This window comes from Paenibacillus sp. FSL R5-0744 (assembly GCF_037972555.1).
Classification (GTDB): Bacteria; Bacillota; Bacilli; order Paenibacillales; family Paenibacillaceae; genus Paenibacillus_AQ.
Genome location: NZ_CP150228.1, coordinates 2,944,052 through 2,962,736, shown reverse-complemented (window position 1 = coordinate 2,962,736; position 18,685 = coordinate 2,944,052). Strand labels below are relative to the sequence as shown.

The 18,685-nt window shown below is 51.4% G+C and carries 10 protein-coding genes; 2 read left to right on the top strand and 8 right to left on the bottom strand.

Annotation, left to right across the window (positions count from 1 at the left end):
- The first annotated feature begins 157 nt into the window (after positions 1–157).
- Complete coding sequence (locus MKY19_RS12865) at positions 158–529, top strand: hypothetical protein (RefSeq protein WP_042187664.1); 372 nt, start codon at positions 158–160, stop codon at positions 527–529.
- A 341-nt stretch (positions 530–870) separates the two neighbouring features.
- On the opposite strand, the gene MKY19_RS12860 is transcribed toward MKY19_RS12865, so the two are convergent.
- From MKY19_RS12860 to MKY19_RS12835, 6 genes are all read right to left on the bottom strand, one after another.
- The gene (locus MKY19_RS12860; protein ID WP_339803324.1) at positions 871–2,766 is read right to left on the bottom strand and encodes an RICIN domain-containing protein; all 1,896 of its coding nucleotides are present in this window, start codon (positions 2,764–2,766) and stop codon (positions 871–873) included.
- A gap of 81 nt (positions 2,767–2,847) precedes the next feature.
- On the bottom strand, positions 2,848–3,174 hold the full coding sequence (locus tag MKY19_RS12855; protein WP_339803321.1) for a hypothetical protein: 327 nt from the start codon (positions 3,172–3,174) through the stop codon (positions 2,848–2,850).
- An 11-nt stretch (positions 3,175–3,185) separates the two neighbouring features.
- Positions 3,186–4,775, bottom strand: a complete 1,590-nt coding sequence (locus MKY19_RS12850) for an extracellular solute-binding protein (RefSeq protein ID WP_339270875.1) — start codon at positions 4,773–4,775, stop codon at positions 3,186–3,188.
- Between the two features lie 91 nt (positions 4,776–4,866).
- Positions 4,867–5,802 (bottom strand): carbohydrate ABC transporter permease, encoded by a 936-nt coding sequence (locus MKY19_RS12845; RefSeq protein ID WP_339270873.1) that lies wholly within the window; start codon positions 5,800–5,802, stop codon positions 4,867–4,869.
- A 15-nt stretch (positions 5,803–5,817) separates the two neighbouring features.
- A complete protein-coding gene (locus MKY19_RS12840; protein ID WP_339270871.1) occupies positions 5,818–6,738 on the bottom strand; it encodes an ABC transporter permease subunit in 921 nt (306 codons plus the stop codon).
- A 226-nt stretch (positions 6,739–6,964) separates the two neighbouring features.
- Positions 6,965–8,818 carry a helix-turn-helix domain-containing protein gene (locus tag MKY19_RS12835; protein ID WP_339803319.1) on the bottom strand — a complete coding sequence of 618 codons (1,854 nt, stop codon included), beginning with the start codon at positions 8,816–8,818 and terminating at the stop codon, positions 6,965–6,967.
- On the opposite strand from MKY19_RS12835, the gene MKY19_RS12830 reads away from it, so the two are divergent.
- Positions 8,807–9,271 (top strand): hypothetical protein, encoded by a 465-nt coding sequence (locus MKY19_RS12830; RefSeq protein WP_339803316.1) that lies wholly within the window; start codon positions 8,807–8,809, stop codon positions 9,269–9,271. The genes MKY19_RS12835 and MKY19_RS12830 overlap by 12 nt on opposite strands.
- A 46-nt stretch (positions 9,272–9,317) precedes the next feature.
- On the opposite strand, the gene MKY19_RS12825 is transcribed toward MKY19_RS12830, so the two are convergent.
- Both MKY19_RS12825 and MKY19_RS12820 read right to left on the bottom strand, forming a co-directional pair.
- Positions 9,318–10,337 carry a LacI family DNA-binding transcriptional regulator gene (locus tag MKY19_RS12825; RefSeq protein ID WP_339803313.1) on the bottom strand — a complete coding sequence of 340 codons (1,020 nt, stop codon included), beginning with the start codon at positions 10,335–10,337 and terminating at the stop codon, positions 9,318–9,320.
- A 249-nt stretch (positions 10,338–10,586) separates the two neighbouring features.
- Complete coding sequence (locus tag MKY19_RS12820) at positions 10,587–18,596, bottom strand: S-layer homology domain-containing protein (protein WP_339803310.1); 8,010 nt, start codon at positions 18,594–18,596, stop codon at positions 10,587–10,589.
- Between the last annotated feature and the right edge of the window lie 89 nt (positions 18,597–18,685).

The window sequence follows — 18,685 nt, the reverse complement described above, 5'->3', positions numbered from 1 at the left end:
TTTAATGTGTCGGTGTTATAGTTGAATAGTACACTAATATATTGTTGATGTAAAGCCCGAAATTATGGATTACGCAAAATAAGGGCTTTCTATTAGACTATCTGCCAAACCAAAAATTGAAATGAACATAGATTAGATTACAAAGGAGGAATGACAAATGAAAAAAGAGGTTCATGTATCACAGACTAACCCACGTTTGACTGTATTCAATGAAGAAAATTTTAGGGGTAGCAGTAGAATCTTTACCGGCAACCTTGGCATTCGTAATACGGACAACATCCTCGATGGTATTGAGAGTCTTCGTTTCTTCTCTACCAGCAGCAACGCAACACTGGTACTGTTCACAAGAACTAGGTTTAGAGGGAACTTCCGAGTACTCCGTGGAAACCGCAGCATCCGTGATTTGGACGATTTCATTTCCGGTAATGATGTGGAATCGATTATTTCAACTAATCAAAGATTAACTCTCGAACAGATTCGCAATATCCGCAGCAGCGGCACTTTGCCTGCGGGATATCGCCTGATCTAACATTTCCATTCAACAAGAAAGGAGTAATCTGGAGCAAGAGCCCAGGTTACTCCTTTTAATAGATTAATCCCCTAAAGGGTAATATACATAAATGCCACAATTGAGGTAGAGTTATTATAAGATCAGAATGTAAAAGTCTACAGTAAGATGCCAGAGAAATCATTCTCATGTAACTGATGCTACAAACATAGGGATAGAAAAAGGCCAAGCCATCCTTCGCAAAGCAGCCGGAAATCCTGATGAGCTCAAGTCTGCGGATGGCAGTCTTAAACTGAATATCCAGTCTTCTTACACACCAAAAAGCCCGCGCTTGTCGGGCTTTATGACATTCAAATCAAACCTTACGGTGCTACAAAGAAGAATAACTGATTGTCCGCTCCGGTATAAGACCACTGCTGGATTTTGGTACCGTTCATGGTTGAAGTGCCTGGAATATCCAGCACTTTGCCGCTATTCTTATTCACAATCTTATAATAGCCCCCACCTGCAGCTTCAAGCTTCCACTGCTGATTATTTCCTCCCGTACCGGTAAGCGCCCACTGCTGAACGCCCGCACCGTCCGTGGTGGAGCCGTTTATCACATCCAGGGCTTTGCCGCTGGCTGCGTTAACGATGTTGACATACCCACTTCCTGCATCGCGGATCGTCCATCGCTGGTTATTTCCGCCTGTATACTCCCATTGCTGGACAAGCGCTCCATCCGCCGTAGAAACGTCAGTCACATCCAGAGCCATTTCACTTGCTTTGCTCAAGATCTTATAGGTGCCGCCGGTCACCGGTGCCGAGGTGGACGACCATTTGAACGTGATCGCGCCTCCGGCAGGAACCATGTACGTGAATGACTGCGAATTCCACTGAATCTTGACGGTCTTAGCGCTGGAGAGCCGGTTGGACAGCACAAGAGCAATGGTGCCGTCCGGATTTTTATAGGCTACGTCCTCCATGCTGTCCTGAAACGTGTTCGAATCAATGCGGGACGCATTCAGGTCGACAAATTTGCTGCTGTGCCCCAGACCGTAAAACTGCGGGTTGTAGGTCACTGAGTCCATAGTGTCAGAGCGGATGGTCAGCAAGCCGCGGTTGGCAGCATCAATTCCGGCGAGCGCGGGGCCGCCATTTTGATCCAGCGCAACATTCCACATGATATAGGACTTCGCCCAATTTCTGGGAAATCGAATCGTATGCATCATCAGATCCTGGAACATTCCCATGTTCGTGCCTCCGCCAATCCACGTTCCGCTGCCGCCTTCCGTGAACCAGATCCGTTTGGCCGGATACTCGTTATGCAGCGTAGTCAGATTGGAATGGCTGAGGGCCGAATAATAATGAAAAGCACTGCCCTGCGTATAGGCAGATGCGCTGGATCCCAGCACCGACGAGGCATAGCTGATATCGTCATAGTTGTGGTCATAGGCCATAATTTGAGTGTTAAGTCCGTTCTGCGCCAGCTTCGGACCCAGCACATTGATCAGATTGATTTGTTCACTGGCAGTCATTTGCAATCCGGGATAGTGTGGGGCAAATTTCGGTTCATTCTGCAGGGAGAGGGCATAGACCGGTGTTCCAAGTGCGGTATACTGCTGCAGATATTTCACCAGATAATTGGCATAGGCATCATAGCTATCGGTACGCAGTGTGCCGCCCGTGTCGCCGTAGAGGCTTTTTTGCGTCTTCATCCAGGCTGGCGGACTCCACGGGGCGGCGAACAGCTTAATCCGGCCCGGATTAACGTTGTAGGCCTGATTAAGCATAGGGCGGATATAGGCATCTTCCCGCCAGAGCGAGAAAGCGCTCAGGTTCATATCATCACTGTTCCCGCTTGTATCATCATAGGTCCACATCTCCCAGTTGAAGTCACTCGCGCCGATCGGCTGGCGGAGGGCGCTAATGTTGATGCCGCTGGCGCTGAACAGCTGATTCATGACCTCAGTTCTTTTGGCTGTAGACAGTTTGTTTTGCAGCAGCCAGCTGGATGAATCTGTGAGTGAAGCTCCAAAACCGTCCATCGTCTGATAGGTGCTTCCTTCATTGACAGTAATCGTATAGTCTGCAACTGCGCTGGACGCAGAGAACTTGACATCCGATTGTCTTGCCAACCAAGTATTTGTGTTGGGGTTGGACAGCCATACCTGTACGGTTTCCCCTGCAGCCTGCGCCTGTTGCGGTGCGGACACCGCCCCCATGGGCACGCTAATGGCCAGAACAGTTGCCAGAGTCAGCATTTTTTTGATTGCCATAACAGTTCACTCTCCCTGAATAATATGAACTTCTCAAAATGCCCTTATAGTGTTAATAGCAAATGTGACGACAACGTGGGATTAGTCCAGTGCAGCCACCCAGCAATAGGTCCCGGCTATCCCCGCTGGCAGAGACGTGAATTGCCAGCCTTCGTAGAGCAGTCGGAAGTCCTGATCACGGTGGTCAGTACAGTTGACCACTACCGCCATGTACCCGCCATCCGGCTTGCGGAAGACGATAGGGGTCACGCTCTCCATACCTCCGCTGCTGGCGATTTTTACCGCGCCTCGCCGGACTTCGACTCGGTCCAGAGCAGATCCCGTAATCTGCTGCTTTGCCACATTCCCCTTTCTTTTCTGAATAGGAACTGGAACAGCAGCGAAATTGCCTCCGCCGCTGTTCCTCATAATTTCAAGTTCTATTTAATTCCTTTTTCGTCAAAAAACTGATTCGATTGTTCCTTCACATAAGTCAGGAGTTTTTCGATACCGGCACTTTTCAGCTTGTCGCGGTAGGTCTTGAGTGCAGCGTCCACATCAGGTATCAGCCCGAGCATCAGCGGCTTGCCATATTGCTCAAACACTTGGTTGACCGCTGCAAGCTCGGTTTTAACCGGATCATAATCCATATAAATCGGTCCGAAAATATCCGGTTTGCTGATCGGCTTGAATTCCTCCTTCAGCTTATCGAGGCCATCCCAGCCTCCTTCTTCTTTCAGCATGTTGGGCTCATAGCGCCAGCCCCAGCTTGCGATATCGAAACGCGGCGTCACATTGAGATCGACACCCGGTGCCGGAATGACAATCGTTTTGGCGTCCTTGCCCTTGGCCCAGTGCTTGCCTTCGACCCCATAGGTCATCAGATCAAAGTAAACAGGATCGTTGCGAAGCTTATCGAGCACCATCAGCGTGCGCTCCGGATTCTCCGAGCTCTTCGGAACAGCCATCGCGTTCGAGCTTGGCAGCGTCGGAAGTACATAATTGTGGAACCGGGTGAATGGGAAGTAGCTGATTTCCATATTCAGTTTTTTGGACTTCACCTCATTAATAAAACCTCCGGCGCTGGACGGGTTGCGCCAGTAGATCGCTCCTTGTCCGGTCTTGATGAAATCGCCGGCTTCTTGCTTCGAGGACAGCGAGTTTTTGTTCCAGTAGCCCTTGTCTGCCCACTCCTTCATCTTCTTGACCCAAGCTTCGTACTTGTCAGTAAACGGTACGATTTGAATGTCCCGCGGAGTATCGTAAGAAGTGGCCGCGATCACCTCACTTCCGCCAATCATCTGGAAATCATTCCAGTATTGGGATAGGAATTTCACGTTATCATAGACCAAGCCATTGATCGGGGTAACATGCTTCTTCGTCTTCACGGCATCCATGTAAGCCTCAATCGAATTCAGGTCGGTGAACTCCGGCAGGCCCAATTCCTTGCGCCAGTCCTCCCGGTAGACGTAGCCGGCTGGAGTGTATTCCGGAACCGTATTCGGCACCGCGTAAATACCGCCGCCGACCGTGACGGAGCCCCAGTCATCCTTCGGCACATTGCCCCAGGTTTCCGGTGCATATTCAGGGAGCAGATTCGTCAGATCCAGGAACGCACCCTGCTTGGACAGCTTGTAGAAATCTGCCCAGCTGGATGCGAAGATCATGTCGATCTTCTCACCGGAGGTTAGCAGCAGATTATATTTAGTCTGCCAGTCGTTCCATGTGGTAAACTTGAGATCGACCGTAGTGTTCAGGTCTTTCTCCAGCATTTTGTTCCATTCGGCTAACACCTTGTCCATATCCTTATGCGTATCGCCGACCAGATACCAAGTCAGCTTTACCTTTTTGAGCGGTTCCTTCGACGATGTGGCCTCACTTGCCGCTGGACTGGCATTACCTCCGGACGTAGCCGGATTGTTCTTTTCCGACGCACCGTTATTCGATCCGCCGCAGCCTGCCAGCAACGATGCCAACATGGAGAGCGAGACGAGCAGTGTCCATCTTTTTTTGATTTTTCCCAACTTCATTCCTCCTCAATTAATGTGCTAAATGCTTCGACTGTCTGACCTTGCCCTTTATTACTTATAAAAAAATACTATGTTAGCCGGCAAGCCGGTTCTAACCTTTGACCGCTCCAACAGTAAGCCCTTTCACGAAGTAGCGTTGGACGAAAGGATACAGTAGGATAATTGGCCCTGTCGCCACCACAGCAACGGCCATTTTGAGTGTTTCCGTCGGAGGCACGACATTAGCGGCCAGGTAGGCCCCGTTGTTCGTCTGCAGCACCGCTGCGCTGGACAGGATTTTATAGAGCAGGAATTGCAGCGGATATTTACTATCCGATGTAATGAACATATTGGCATTGAACCAGTCGTTCCAGTAGCCGAGTGCGAGAAACAGCCCGATTGTGGCGAGTCCAGGCGTCGACAGCGGCAGAATCAGCCTCTGGTAGATCTTGAAATCACCGGCGCCATCAATTTTGGCGGACTCTACAATGGATTCAGGGATCGACTTCATGAAGCTGCGCATCAGGATAATGTTCCAGGCACTCAGCAGAGGAGGCAGAATCAGCGCCCAATAGCTATCTTTGAGTCCCAAATTTTTGGTCATGAGAATATACCAGGGAATTAGGCCGCCGCTGAACAAAGTCGTGAAGTAAATAAAGAACGAAATGCCGTTGCGCATGGCGAAATCCTTGCGGGAGAGGACATATCCGGCCATCGAGGTCAGGAAAATGCCCAGCAGCGAGCCGGCGATCGTCACACCGATCGTTACACCGTATGCCCGGTAAATTTGCTCCGGCGTACTGAATACGGACTTATAAGCCTCGAACGAGACCGTGTTCGGGAATAATTGAAAGCCTTTTGAGATAATCTCCAGCTCATCGGTAAAAGAACCGGCAACGATCAGCCAGAAGGGGATGAGACAGATCAGGGAAACGAATGTCAACAGTGTGTAGCCGATGATATTAAAAACGATGGTTTCCTTATCCTGCTTGATCCGGCTGCCCTTGAAGGCATCGGCTTTGGCCAGTTGATTGACTTGAGTACTCAAGCGTATACCTCCTTTCTAAAACAAGGAGTAGTCCTTGTTCGTCTTACGGATGATGAAATTGACGATCATGATCAAGGCGAAGCCGAAAAAGGATTGATACAGGCCGGCTGCCGTACCCATCCCGATGTCAAAATTGACCGTCAGGGAACGAAACACATACGTGTCGATAATGTCTGTGGCATCATACAGCATACCGTTGCTGCCGATAATCTGATAGAACAGATCGAATTGTCCCTTCATAATGGTGCCTAGGCTGAACAGAATCAGCAGGATGAAGGTAGGTTTCAGTAGCGGCAGGGTGATATTGCGGATTTGCTGAAAAATAGTCGCCCCGTCGATTTTCGCCGCCTCGTAATATTCATCGCTGATCGCCATAATGGCTGCCAAATAAATGACGGTGCCGTAGCCGAGCCCTTTCCAGATATTAAAGAACACAATAATGAACTTCCAAGGCGCCGTATGTAGGTAAAAATCATAGGGATGAAGTCCAATCTGCTTAAGTACGCTGTTGACTACCCCGAGGTCAGAGAACAGGTTGTAGACGAACGCGCCTACCAGCACCCAGGACAGAAAATAGGGAAGAAACATCAGCGATTGGGCCGTCTTCTTAAACAGCTTGCCGGATAGCTGAGCAAGGAATACGGCACAAATAATCTGCATGATATTGCCCAGTAAAATGAACGCCAGATTATACAGTACGGTATTCTTGGTCAGATTCCACAGTACTCCTGTCTTAAACAGGAAATTGAAATTCTCCATCCCGACAAACTGGCTTCCAAACAGCCCCCCGTCAAAATCAAACTTCGTAAAGGCGTAATACACGCCAATCATCGGGATGTAACTAAACACAATGAAAAAGACAATTGTTGGTGCAATCATCAGCAGTAGCGTCTTGCTCTGACGCAGTTCCCGGATGATCCCGCCCTTTCCGGACATCGAATCAGCCTCCTTCTCCTTCTATTTGGAATATTCCGCCGGTACTTCCGGCTCAAGGTCAATACTAGGAGACAGCCTCTTTCCGGGCAACTTACCATATGCGATATGACTCACTTTTTGCTTAAAAATCAGACTAATTTTTTCCGAACTGACTGCTTATTTGCTACCTCTGTACGTTAAAAAAGGCGATCCTGCGCGATTTTATCGCCATGGGTCGCCTTCTCTTCTAATCTGCTGCAATGCCTGCTTCTTCGCCATTATCATCTGTTCGCCCCCGGCCCGTCCTGCGGTATTCCGCAGGCGTTACACCGTTGTACTTCTTGAACGCTTTGAAAAAGTACGGGCTGTTCGAGAAGCCGGCGCGTTCTGCGATTTCTCCGACGGGAGCATCCGTATGCAGCAGCAGCTCGCGCACTCTGCTCATCCGCATTTCCTGGATATAACCTAGTATCGTCTGCAGCGTATGCTGTTTGAACACGCGCCCGATATAGGTGGCGGACATGCCAAGCTCCTCTGCCAGCATGTCCAGAGACAGATTCGGATCGGCATAACGTTCATCGAGAATTTTTTTGATCCGGCACGGTAATTCATCCTGCCGGCTCTTCTTCCGTTCATTCATCTGATTCTCCAACTGATCAAATAGGGACATACAACGTTCAATGAACTGCTCCATCGTCTCAGTCCGGGAGTGCGGCATATACAGCTGCAGATTAATGAACTCCCAGTCCTCGTTTGACAGTGAATGTGACCGGATAATCCGCAGCGCGTTCTGCAGCGCAAAGGTCAGATGTGAAACAGCAAACTGGTAGGAAATATAGGTATAAGCAGCTGTATCTACAATGATCTCGCGGAACAGTTGCCTTACATCAGCTATCCGCCCCAGCATTAGCTCATCAATCATCTGCTTCTCTTTATGCAGTGGATATTCATAACGTTTGGTCTTGTTCTGTTCCACTTCCTCGGCTTCGATATGGCTGCCGGCTCCGCTGAACACCCAGCTGTATGAGGCTTCCACCGCCTGCTGATACAAGGCGTGCACCGCTTCAATACTCGGGCCACTCAGGCTCGAGGAAACAGTGACTGACAGCTTTAAATATTCGCTGACTGCCGTCTGAATCCAGGAAGCAGACTCCTTGCACCGCTCCCGGTCACCTTCAGCATCGCCGGACATCTGAAGAAGCACCGCCGCCTGTTCATCCCCGATATCCGCCGCGGTGGCGGGAATGCCAGCTGCGGCGAACAGCTCTTGGACAATGTTGAGCACTCCGTAGATCAGCAGCTTGCGGTCCTCCGCTTTGTATCGGTTCACGAATAGCAGGTGATCGTCTACCATGATCAGCAGGACACGGACAGGCTGTAAAGGATCCAGCGGAATGTTGTATCGTTCAAATCGGTCGGATGCATGCCGGGCGTTCATCTGTGTATATCCCTTCAACAGGCTGCGGAGATAATCCATGCGCATGGCCTGGACACTCTCCCGCTGCTCTGTCTCCAGCTTACCTAACCGGGAGAGCTTGTGGTTCAGCCCGCTAAAAATCCGACGGGACAGCAGAGAAGACAGCACAAGTCCGGCGAGCAGGATGCCTCCGGCAACGATCATTGTCTTGATACGCATACTGTCGATATTCTGGCTGATTACTGAATAAGGCACAATGCGTATATACCTCCAGCCTAGATAGTCAGACCTGCTGTAGGTGATCAGAGATTTAACATGATCGACCTCAGCGGCAAAATACCCGGAACCCTCTGGATCTCGCAATATCCGGTCTATATACGTCGTGCCCTTAAGGCTACTCAGCATCGGCGTCTTCCAGCTGTTCGTGACAAGTGTGCCGTTTTCGTCGATCAGAAAGGTATTCGTCGGATCATTCGTCAAAGAACCGTCGATATGCTTATGCAGCTGCGTCTCCTTGATGTTGACGACGACCGCATTCTTCCGCGACTTCTTGCTGAGCGTGTCATATAGCAAAAAAGTATACGTATCGCGTTCCCGCTCAGCGATATTTCCGACGAGCCCATCGATCCTCAACTTGCGAGGAATCGGCATTAGCGTGTTGTAATCGTTTACATGTTGGAGCATGTTGCGCAGCTCCTGATCGTAAAATTCCGGCTCGCTGAACACAGAAGGTACATTCATATCAGAAGTGACATAGAAGGTGCGTGCCTCGGCATTATAAACATAGATAGACTCGATAAATGGCGAGGTTTCACGGTAATTGGTCAGCTGCCGGATGGAAACGGCGATGTCCAGCGCACTGACGTCGGGAAAATTAAGCAGATTGGCGACATTCTGATCGCTGTAAATCTGCTTGGCGAACGTGGCGGCGGTCACAGCCATCACGGAGGCTTCCTGAGTCGTCTGCGCCAGACTATCCATCGTCTGATCATAGGATTGGCGGAGCGCAATTTTCTCAAAGTTCATATAAAGGATGATGGACAGGATGGAAATTGTCAGAAAAATCGTGACTACCATTACGGAAAAAAACTTCCCGAAGTAGCGTTCTGCCTTTCTATGCGGCATTTTCATGCATGATTCCCCCACCAAAGGATAGTGTCATTCCAGCCCCGTAGGTGGGCATTCATTTCAAATCAGCTCCTTTTTGCGAAGAACCTTTGACAATCAGCCTAGAATCGATCATAAAATTACTTTGACCCTGTTGGAGATTGCCGTTGATCTGATCGATAACCTTGTCCGCCAGCAGGGCCCCCAACTCGTACAGCGGCTGTTCGACTGAGCTGATCTTAGGCGATACATAGTTTGTAATCCGGATATTGTCGACACCCACCACCGCCATGCGGTCTGGAATCGCAATGCCATACTCAGAGCAGGCTTTGTACACACCTAATGCCATCTCGTCATTGGCGGCAAAAACCGCTGTAAAATCGCCGCTTTCTTCCCATAACCGACAGAAAGCTGCATATCCTCCTTCTTCGGAGAATTCTCCTTTCTCAACCAGAGTTGACAGAAAAGGAAGTCCCGCCGCAGCCAGTCCCTCCTTGAACCCTTGCAGCCGCTCGATGCTGTCAAGCGCCTCCTCGTAGCCGTTCAAAAAAGCAATCTTCCGGTGCCCGTTCGCCGCCAGATGAGTGACAACATCACGGCCGATTTTCCAGTTATCCGTAGTGGCGCAGGGAATATTAGGATGTCCAAGCCGGCGTCCGATAACTCCAATCGTGTACCCTTCACCAGCGAAGGCCGCGATCTCTTCGTCGCTCAGCATCGGCGCCACCAGGATAATGCCGTCTACTGTCCGGTTCTGAAGCAGCGACAAATACTCCAGTTCCTTCTCCTTCTCATTTTGCGAGTTGCAGATGAGAATTTTGTAATTCATTGCGTTCGCCCTTTGTTCAATTCCCTTGATAATCTCGGCATGATAGGATATCCCAATATCGAGTACGACGACACCCAGAGTCATGGTCTTCCTGGATCGGAGTTGCTTGCCCATGGCGTTCGGTGTATAGTTCAATTCCTGAATGGCCTTCAATACCTTACTTTGCGTTTCCTTAGTTACAAGCGGACTGTCATTCAATACGCGTGATACCGTCGCGGGTGAGACATTGGCAATCCGGGCAACATCGATAATTTTACTATTCTTCATCAGATCACATACTTTCGAGGGTTAATAAATCCATTATAACTATCAATGAAATCGATTTCAACATCCTTTCGACCTCTGCCTCAGATCCACTTATTTCCTCAACAAACATTGCTAGCCTACATTTCTTTAAGGTTTCAGGCAAAGCAAATCAGGCACCGCCTAAGCTATGCCTGATCTCTGCTCTTCCTTTCGTTTGATAATCGAGCCGGCTCCGGCAAAAACGTTCACCGAAACGCCCCGCCAATTCAACTAGTACATTATTCCGTACAACCGGTAAAGTGTAACAGCAGCTTCCGCCCTGGTGATCGGCGAAACGGGCTGCAAGTAACCGTTATAGCCCTGGAACAAACCGGATGAAACCGCACGGGCCACACTTTCCCTGGCATAAGAGGATACCTGCGAAGCATCCCTGAATTCCGCCAATGCCTCCCCTCTGACCACAGGGCGTTCCTTGCCTGCCGCAAGCATGGCACTGTCCAGCATCAACATCATTTCCTGACGGGTTACCGGCTGCTCCGGCCGGAACTCACCACTACCCGAACCGCGCACAATGCCCAGCGTCCGTGCAGCATTCACATCTTCATAGTAATAATCAGCCTGCGCTATATCCGTAAAGGAATGGGTGGCTTGCGCCTGCAGATCAAACAGCCGCATAATCATGACCACCGCATCCGCGCGGGTAATAGTTTGCACAGGCGAATACGAATGTTGCGAGACTCCCTGGATTGCGCCCTTAGAGGCAAGAGCTTCCACCGCTGCCTGCGCCCAGCCGTAGCGGCCCAGATCGCCGAAATTCTTGGCTACAGAGACAACTACATAACGGCTGAAGTGATGTGTGGTGAATAGCATCTCACCACCTACGCTGTCATATCGTCCGCTGACTACCGGCTGTCCCTTTCCGTCTTTACCGATCTGCCAGAACGTCAGCTGAGACGGGTTGAGTGCTTCAGCGGAGGAAAGCTGGTAAGGCGTGCGGAACGTAACCGTCGCTAGATTGTTCTGCCAGTTGACAGGATTTCCATCCACGGTAGCGCCCAGTTCGACAGCCGGACGGCTGCCCGCAGCCTGCTTGACGTCCTCATCCGCACCGGACAGATCCGCGAGTTTAACGGACACAGCAATCTGCTTTGCTTCTTTAGCCATGCCCGCAAACATATCGCCCGGAAGTAGCAGGCTACCTGCAGGAGTAATAAATTGGATCCGCACCTGCTTCATCGAAGCCATATATGAGGCAGGCAGCTGCAATTCGAATGTTGTCTTACCCGCAGCTGATCCGGCCTTAAACGTAAGCGTCCGCACTCCATTGATATCCGCCGGAGCGGCGGCGAGCGCCTTCGTAAGCTCAGCTGTACCGGGAGCAAGAACAGATTTTGCACCGTCTGTTGCGTCTGCAAAGACGGAAGAGGCCGGTGTACCGGTTCCGGTATCAGGGCTGGTAACAGAAGTTCCCTTCTTACTGATAACCAGCAGTTGCGTTCCAGGTACGGCTTCGTAATAGACGAATGCACCTTCACCCTCACGGACCGGCTTCAAGTTATAAGAAGTGGCTCCCCGTGTGAGAGTAACCTCACTCCATTCTGCCGGAACCTTCGTTCTCAGTGTCAACGGCTCATTATAAACTGCTGGGTCCAGTGTGCCCTCCAGCTTAACCTCAATTGCACCGGAAGCGGCTTTCGTAGCCTGAACTGTGGCGTTCTGTCTTTCACGCAAATATTTGCCCACCTCGGCAATGGTACCGTTCCAAAGAGCATCTATACGCTGGGCTACATATCCGTAATGATTGTCATACAGGCTGAGCGGAGGTGAAGACCAGCCTTCACCATCATTTCCATGGCCGGTCAGAATCAGCCAGTTGCCCTTGGCGATGCCAAAGTCGGCCCACTCATCCAGTTGGACGGTCGTTGTCGTGCTTTCAACCATTGTGCTGCTCAGATTGTAATACTGCTCTGTACTGCTGGCGTTGCCGGCATTGTTGCCTCCCTGACGAGCAGCAACGAAATACTTGGCTGCTTCTGCCGCAACCGCCGCATTGCCCGTATTGTACGGGAGCGCCAGCGATTCCGGTGAGTAACCGGTCTTCTCCTTGATCCGGGCGACAGAATCCTTGAACTCGGAGGACACATTGGACGCGCTGAGCGTGGTCAGATTCCGGTGAGTAACCGTATGGCTCGCTACATCGAAAATCCCTTTATCCAGCAGTCCTTTCCACTGATCCCACGTGCCCGTGGAAGCGCCAGTGTCATTATAACCATCGTCGATCCAGCCGCTGATGAGCGCCAACGTTCCCTTCAGGCTGTATTTTTCATGCAATCCGGCAAACCGTAAAACGGAGTTGTAGATACCATCATCGTACATAATAGAATACGCGCCGGCCTTGCCGTCTTTCCAGGTGGTAATCTCCGTATCCCCAATGCTGTAAAGTGTACCCCTAATGGCTTTGGCCACTGTATCGGCTAAAGTCCAGGCTCCCTTCGGATTCGGATGAATCTTATCCGGGAAGTCGCTGCGGCTTCCGGCTGTGGCCGCGTTCACGTCGATCAGGGTTGCGCCTGTCGCTTCAGCCGCCTGCCGGATCAGAGGAATGACCCCGTTTTGCAGGACGGAGTTGACAATGCCATAAGCCTGGTTCGGATCATCGTTGAACACTGCCGGTGGCAGATTGACAAAGACCTTCGGATGACTTGGCAGTGCCTGATACAATTGAATCAGCTCTTTATAATTGCTCAGAAACTGGTTCTGCCCCTCCTTCCAGTTCCAGGATTTCGTGTCATTGGTACCAAGCTGGATAACCACGACGTCTGGAGCATAAGTCTGGCTGGCCGCAAATGCTGATTCGTTCCAGTATGGATCGTCGCCGTCCTTTAGCAGCGTGCGGCCGCTGACACCGAAGTTCTTGACTACAAAGTTGCTCCCGAGCAGCGACTGGAGCTGTGCCGGATAACTCGTTACCCCGGCATATTTCAGCCCAGCACCCGCTGTGATGCTATCGCCGACCGCCGCCACCTTGAGTTGACCTTCCGGACGGTTCTTCTCCGGAATTTTTTCCGTATACGTGGCGGGAATTTCATCCGACGGATATTCGGCGAAGTACAGATCGTCAAAATAATAAGTGCCGGGATTCCACTCCGACAACCGGATTTCCTTCAGACTACTGATATCTGCAGAGGTCTTCATCAGCGGAAGAAACACTTTCGTCCACTGCCCCTTGACTGAACCGACATCGGTCCAGTTATTCACGGAGACCGTGCCGTCTGTATCCACAAAGGTAACGTGGACGGTATTCGACCCCTGCATATCCTTAACATAGAAGGCCAGATAATTGAAGCCGGAAGCATCTATGGAAGCTGCGTCGCCCTGGGGCTTAATGATGACAGATTGCTTATCCGCTCCCGGTGAGCCGCCGTCTCCAGTGACTTCCAGCTTCACACTTCCCGTTCCTCCAGGATTGACCCCGAATGTCCGGTCCACCATCGCGGTGGCATTCACACCCTGGCCGACCTGCACATCTGTCTCCTCAAAAGACTGGAACCAGCCACTGGAACCTATAGGATACGAAGCGGGCTCCGCACCGGTCTTGTAGGTTGCTGCGAAAAAGTTGTCGACCCATAGCTGCTCAGAAGCGTTCATTCCGATCCTGATCTGGGTAATCGCCAGCGTATTCAACTTCCGGCCGGACAGTGGAACGCCCTGCGCCTTCAGAAGCGGAACACTCAGCCGCGTCCATGCATCTTTCACCGTCTTCCCTTCCGTCTCCGTTGTCCAGGAACGCCCCTCGGCATCCACGAGCGTAATGGAAAGAGGTCTGTCCCCCACGCTGTCCTTGGCGTAGAAGTTCAGGTAATTGTAGCCTGTCAGATCGCTGTTGATCGCGCCGCCCTGCGGAACAAATGAGACATAAGTCCCGTCCGCTCCGGAACCGGCTGTGATCTTGAGACTCTTCGTGCCGTTGCCTGCCGCGCTGTCTGCTGCTGATTCCAGCTGCAGCTGAGCGGATGAAGATAAATAACCCCTGCCCGACTCAAAGCTCTGGAACCAAGTCGAAATCCCAGCCGGCTTCGGCTGCGTTCCAGCCGAAATCCGGTTATACCTGTTATACCGATCCGCCAGAATATCTTTCACCTGCTTCGGCGTTGTCCGGTCCATATGATACAGACCCATCGTCTGCAGGCCCGTAATATTGGTATACCAGTTATATGCGGTCCACCAGGCCGCGCCGCTCAATAGTCCGTCTGGGTTCGGTGTTCCGTCCTCCGCCCGGGTAGCTGTGCGGGCAAAGGCATTGAAGGTGCCAGTGAACAGCGTCGTCTGCCTTGTGTCCGAGGCGGTTTCGTCACCCGACCAATAGCCGTACTCTGTGGCGATAATCGGCTTACCCGGATGCAGCGCATGTATGGCCTCAATTTCCTCCTGTGTCTCCAAGTCAGTATTCGCACCGTAGAAGGCGCCGAAATACATAGTCATTCCGATGATATCCGCCGGGGAATGCGAATGGTCGCTCACGCCTTTGTACGGATTCGCCACAGCCGACTGGCCAACCAGTCTTGTTCCGTCGATAGCATGTGCAGCGTCGCGCAGCTCTTGGATAAAGTTGACACGCTCCAGTTGCCCGCCTGACTCATTGCTGACTCCGTCAAACCAGACGGAAGGACGGTTATAATTACTGAAGATCATTTCCTCCATCATTTGCTTGGCCTGGCCCCGCTGCCGCTGCAGGTCGAAGGCTTCTCCACTGAACCAATAGGCCGGAATTTCCTGCCAGATGGCCAGGCCGATCCGGTCGGCATACTGATAGGTTGGCAGGCTGTGCGGAAAATGCCCAGTTCGGACGAAATTGGCTTTCAGCTCCTCCCTGATCTTCAGCAGGTCGCTGTACCGGGTAGCATTATCCAGCGAAGGTCCTTTGTCACTACTGTCCTCCGTATAACCGACCCCGGTGAGGAAAGGTGCCAACTCTCCGTTCAGCTTAAGCTGTACACCTTCTGCTTCCAATGTACGGATACCGAACTGGGTATAGAAGGTGTCCGTTACTGCTCCACCGGTCTTCTGCTCTACCTTTAAAATATACAGATTCGGTTCAGACGGACTCCACAGCTTCGGCTCAGGTACTTTCACCTCGATTGTTTGTACCGCCTGCCCGTTGACCGGAACCGTAAATATGCTTCCTTGTGCCGCGACAGCTTCCGCACCCGTCAGGTCCTGCGCATATTCGCTGAGCTGGTTACCCTCTCCAATCTCCGCTTCATAGACTGTATAGGACAGCTGAACCTGCTTCAACGTATTTCCCGTATGATTCAGAAAGGTGCGGACCGACAGTTGTCCATCCGTATCCAGCGTACGCACATCACTGCGCACCACATAGGTTTCCGGCATAAATTCAATATAGGCGTCCCGCAGAATCCCTGTGTAGTTGAACCAGTCAGACGTCGCGTACGGCAGTATTTCCCCGTTATTGAACGTGTCCCATTTCGGATTGTCGACCCGCACAGCGATTACATTGTCGCCGCCGTAGTTCAATAAACCGGAAACGTCCAATGCGAATGGCGTGTAGCCACCCTGATGCCCGCCCGCATATTGTCCATTGATCCACACATCCGCAAAATAGTTGACGCCAAGGAAAGTAAGCTGTGCTGGCTGCCCCTTAAGAGAGCTACTCACCTCAAAATGTTTGCGGTACCATACACCTCCCTGATAACCCGATTTGTCACTCTTGTTTTCCGGACCACTTAGTGATTCGTAAACCACACCCTCATCCTCCGGGAGAGGCAGCGTCTTGCCGGTCCAGCTAGAGTCGTTGTAACCAATCTCCTTTCTGCCGCCCGCCTCTTCCTCAAGACCGGCAGTTCTGGCGCTATCCCGGGGTGCTGCTGACAGCTTGGAATCCAGGGTGGTTCTTTCTTTTTTCCAGTCCCCGTTTAAAGAGAGATACGTTCTGTCCTGCTGCTTCTCGAAAGAACCCAGCGGCAGATTGCTAGAATAGGGCATCGCTTCGCCGTTCACATCCTTCAGTACCAATTGCGTAAAGCCGGCATTCGGGAAGCCTGCGCTTTCGTTTTTACTGAAATAAAATTCATCCAAATAATAGGTCCCCGCTTTCACCGGTGTCACCGTCACTGCACTAAGGCGTGCAAATTGGAAATTCGCGCCCTTGTCCAAAGGTATAACGATCCGATTCCAGCCGTCTGCTGTCGTCTCTCCCGTCCGCCAGTCTACCGTTTTGCCGCCAGCATCCTTCAACTGTACGGACAGCGTCTGACCGCCATGCTCATCCCACACATAAAAGATCAGATGGCTGAAATTAGTGGCGTCGAACTCCGGCTGATAGTCGTATGGCAGGTTCTTGTCCGGAGACTCTTCGAGCGCCTGCGGCCTGACGGCTATACCATTCATGGCAGGGTTGGACGAATCCTGGGACAGCACAGCCCGAATGCTGGCTGAGTTGTATGCACTCGCCGACTTCTCCATGCTGAGCGCAGTATTCACCCCGGTACCGGCCGTAATCCCGTACCGTCCGTCCTGCCCTCTCGTCTCGAAACTCTGATACCAGACCGCTCCGATATTCTGAGTTCCGCTGATGAAGCCTGCCAGCACATCGTCTTCGGCCATGGCAAAATACATATCATCGAGATAATATACTCCGGCATTGTAAAAGCCGACTTCGACCGATACGATCTTTGTCAGATCAATCTTCGAGGCTCCTTTCAGCGAAAGCTGCATTTTGACCCATTTATTCTTGGTCGAGCTGGAGGTTCCCCACGTATCCCAAACGCCCCCGTTGGCATCCTTGATCCGGAATTCCACTCCATTACTTCCCTGGGTGTCCTTCAGATAGAAAGCAAGATATGAATAAGCCGACGCATCGAACGTACCGCCTTCTTTAGGCTGTACGCTCAAATAACTTCCGGCCGTATAAGGCCAGTCATTTTTGCTCGTTGTGACCATGACACCGGCTATGCCCGCTGCGTTGGCTATTTCACCTGAGGCTTCGGCGGTGGTGGCACTGCCAGCAGAGTAGCCGGTTCTGCTCTCGAAATCATTGAACAAGGCTGTGCGCTCCGGCTTAAAGGCAGGCGAAGGATCTGTTTCGTTCTGGGCCAGATAAAGATCATCGTAGTAGTACACATTACCGTAACCCCAGTACGTTCCGAGCTCAATCTGCTCCAGTCTGGACAAATCAATTTTCGATTTGTCCAACTTTACGGTCATTTTCACCCATTGCTTCGACTCCGTCTTGACCGCTGCGTTTGTTTCCGTATCCCAGACCCCGCCTTCGGCATCCTTGAATACAACATGAATACTGGATCCGGCTGCCGCTGTCGTATCCTTGACGTAGAACAACAGATAACTGAAGGGAGAAGCATCCATATACGTCGCACCGGATACGGTCAAGCCGCCTTCAGGTTTAATTCCGACTCCATAAACGCCGGTGTTCCAGGCTTCGTTCCGTTCCTTCCCTTCCCCGTCCATATAGGTGTTCTGCATCATTTTAAGACTGCCGGAGCTTGAGGAATAAGCAGCAGCAGCAGTGACACGCTGGGCGACCGTCGCGGTTCCCTGACCTGCCAAGCCATAGCTGCCATCACTGCCGGGTTGTTCGAAGCTCTGGTACATGACAGGCGCCGATGGCTCCACGCCATCATCCGGATAAGCGGGCGGCGGAGCGGTAGCAGATTTAGCAAAGTACAGCTCGTCAAAATAATAGATGTTGCCCCAGCCCCAATACTCGCCTAGCGAAATGGAGACAATCCGCGAAAAATCGAGTTTTGTCTTATCGAGTGGAATCGAAAGCCTCGTCCACTCATCCTTCACGGACAGCGCCTGGTCCGTATTGGCATTCCATTCTTTCCCGTCTGCATCCCTGATGACAACATTCGGGTTATGAACATCGGCGTCCAGAATGTAAAAATTTAAATAGTTATAGGCAGAAGCATCATAATAGGTCTCTTCGGTAACTGTATCCTTCTGCGGCGATACCGTGAATCCGTAAACAGCGGTGTTCCAGGCTCCGCCGCCTGGATTATTGTCGTTCGTCTGGATCAGGCGTACACTTCCCCGACTTCCGCCTCCCGGTGTCCGATTTGTAACCGACGCTGTTGAAGAGGTGCCAATGGCAGAAATTCCATAGGTACCCCCCTCTCCTGCATGCTCAAAGTTCTGATACCACTTGCTGTCTGTCTGCGTCTGCGGTAGCGTCTCCTGCGCGTAAGCGATATCTCGTGCCATTCCCCCGAACACGACTGGAAACAGCAAAACCAGTGCCATGGCCGCCGAGAAATATTTGTTATACCCCCGCTTTCTATTTACCGATGTACTTATGGACTGCATAGATGACTCCTTTCGACTCTTAATAT

Excerpts from the sequence above, each read along its gene's own strand:
- MKY19_RS12865 (WP_042187664.1), top strand. The coding sequence starts at position 158 with ATGAAAAAAGAGGTTCATGTATCACAGACTAACCCACGTTTGACTGTA.
- MKY19_RS12825 (WP_339803313.1), bottom strand. The coding sequence starts at position 10,337 with ATGAAGAATAGTAAAATTATCGATGTTGCCCGGATTGCCAATGTCTCA.
- MKY19_RS12840 (WP_339270871.1), bottom strand. The coding sequence starts at position 6,738 with ATGTCCGGAAAGGGCGGGATCATCCGGGAACTGCGTCAGAGCAAGACG.
- MKY19_RS12860 (WP_339803324.1), bottom strand. The coding sequence starts at position 2,766 with ATGGCAATCAAAAAAATGCTGACTCTGGCAACTGTTCTGGCCATTAGC.
- MKY19_RS12850 (WP_339270875.1), bottom strand. The coding sequence starts at position 4,775 with ATGAAGTTGGGAAAAATCAAAAAAAGATGGACACTGCTCGTCTCGCTC.
- MKY19_RS12855 (WP_339803321.1), bottom strand. The coding sequence starts at position 3,174 with ATGAGGAACAGCGGCGGAGGCAATTTCGCTGCTGTTCCAGTTCCTATT.
- MKY19_RS12830 (WP_339803316.1), top strand. The coding sequence starts at position 8,807 with ATGTTGGAGCATGTTGCGCAGCTCCTGATCGTAAAATTCCGGCTCGCT.
- MKY19_RS12835 (WP_339803319.1), bottom strand. The coding sequence starts at position 8,818 with ATGCTCCAACATGTAAACGATTACAACACGCTAATGCCGATTCCTCGC.
- MKY19_RS12820 (WP_339803310.1), bottom strand. The coding sequence starts at position 18,596 with ATGGCACTGGTTTTGCTGTTTCCAGTCGTGTTCGGGGGAATGGCACGA.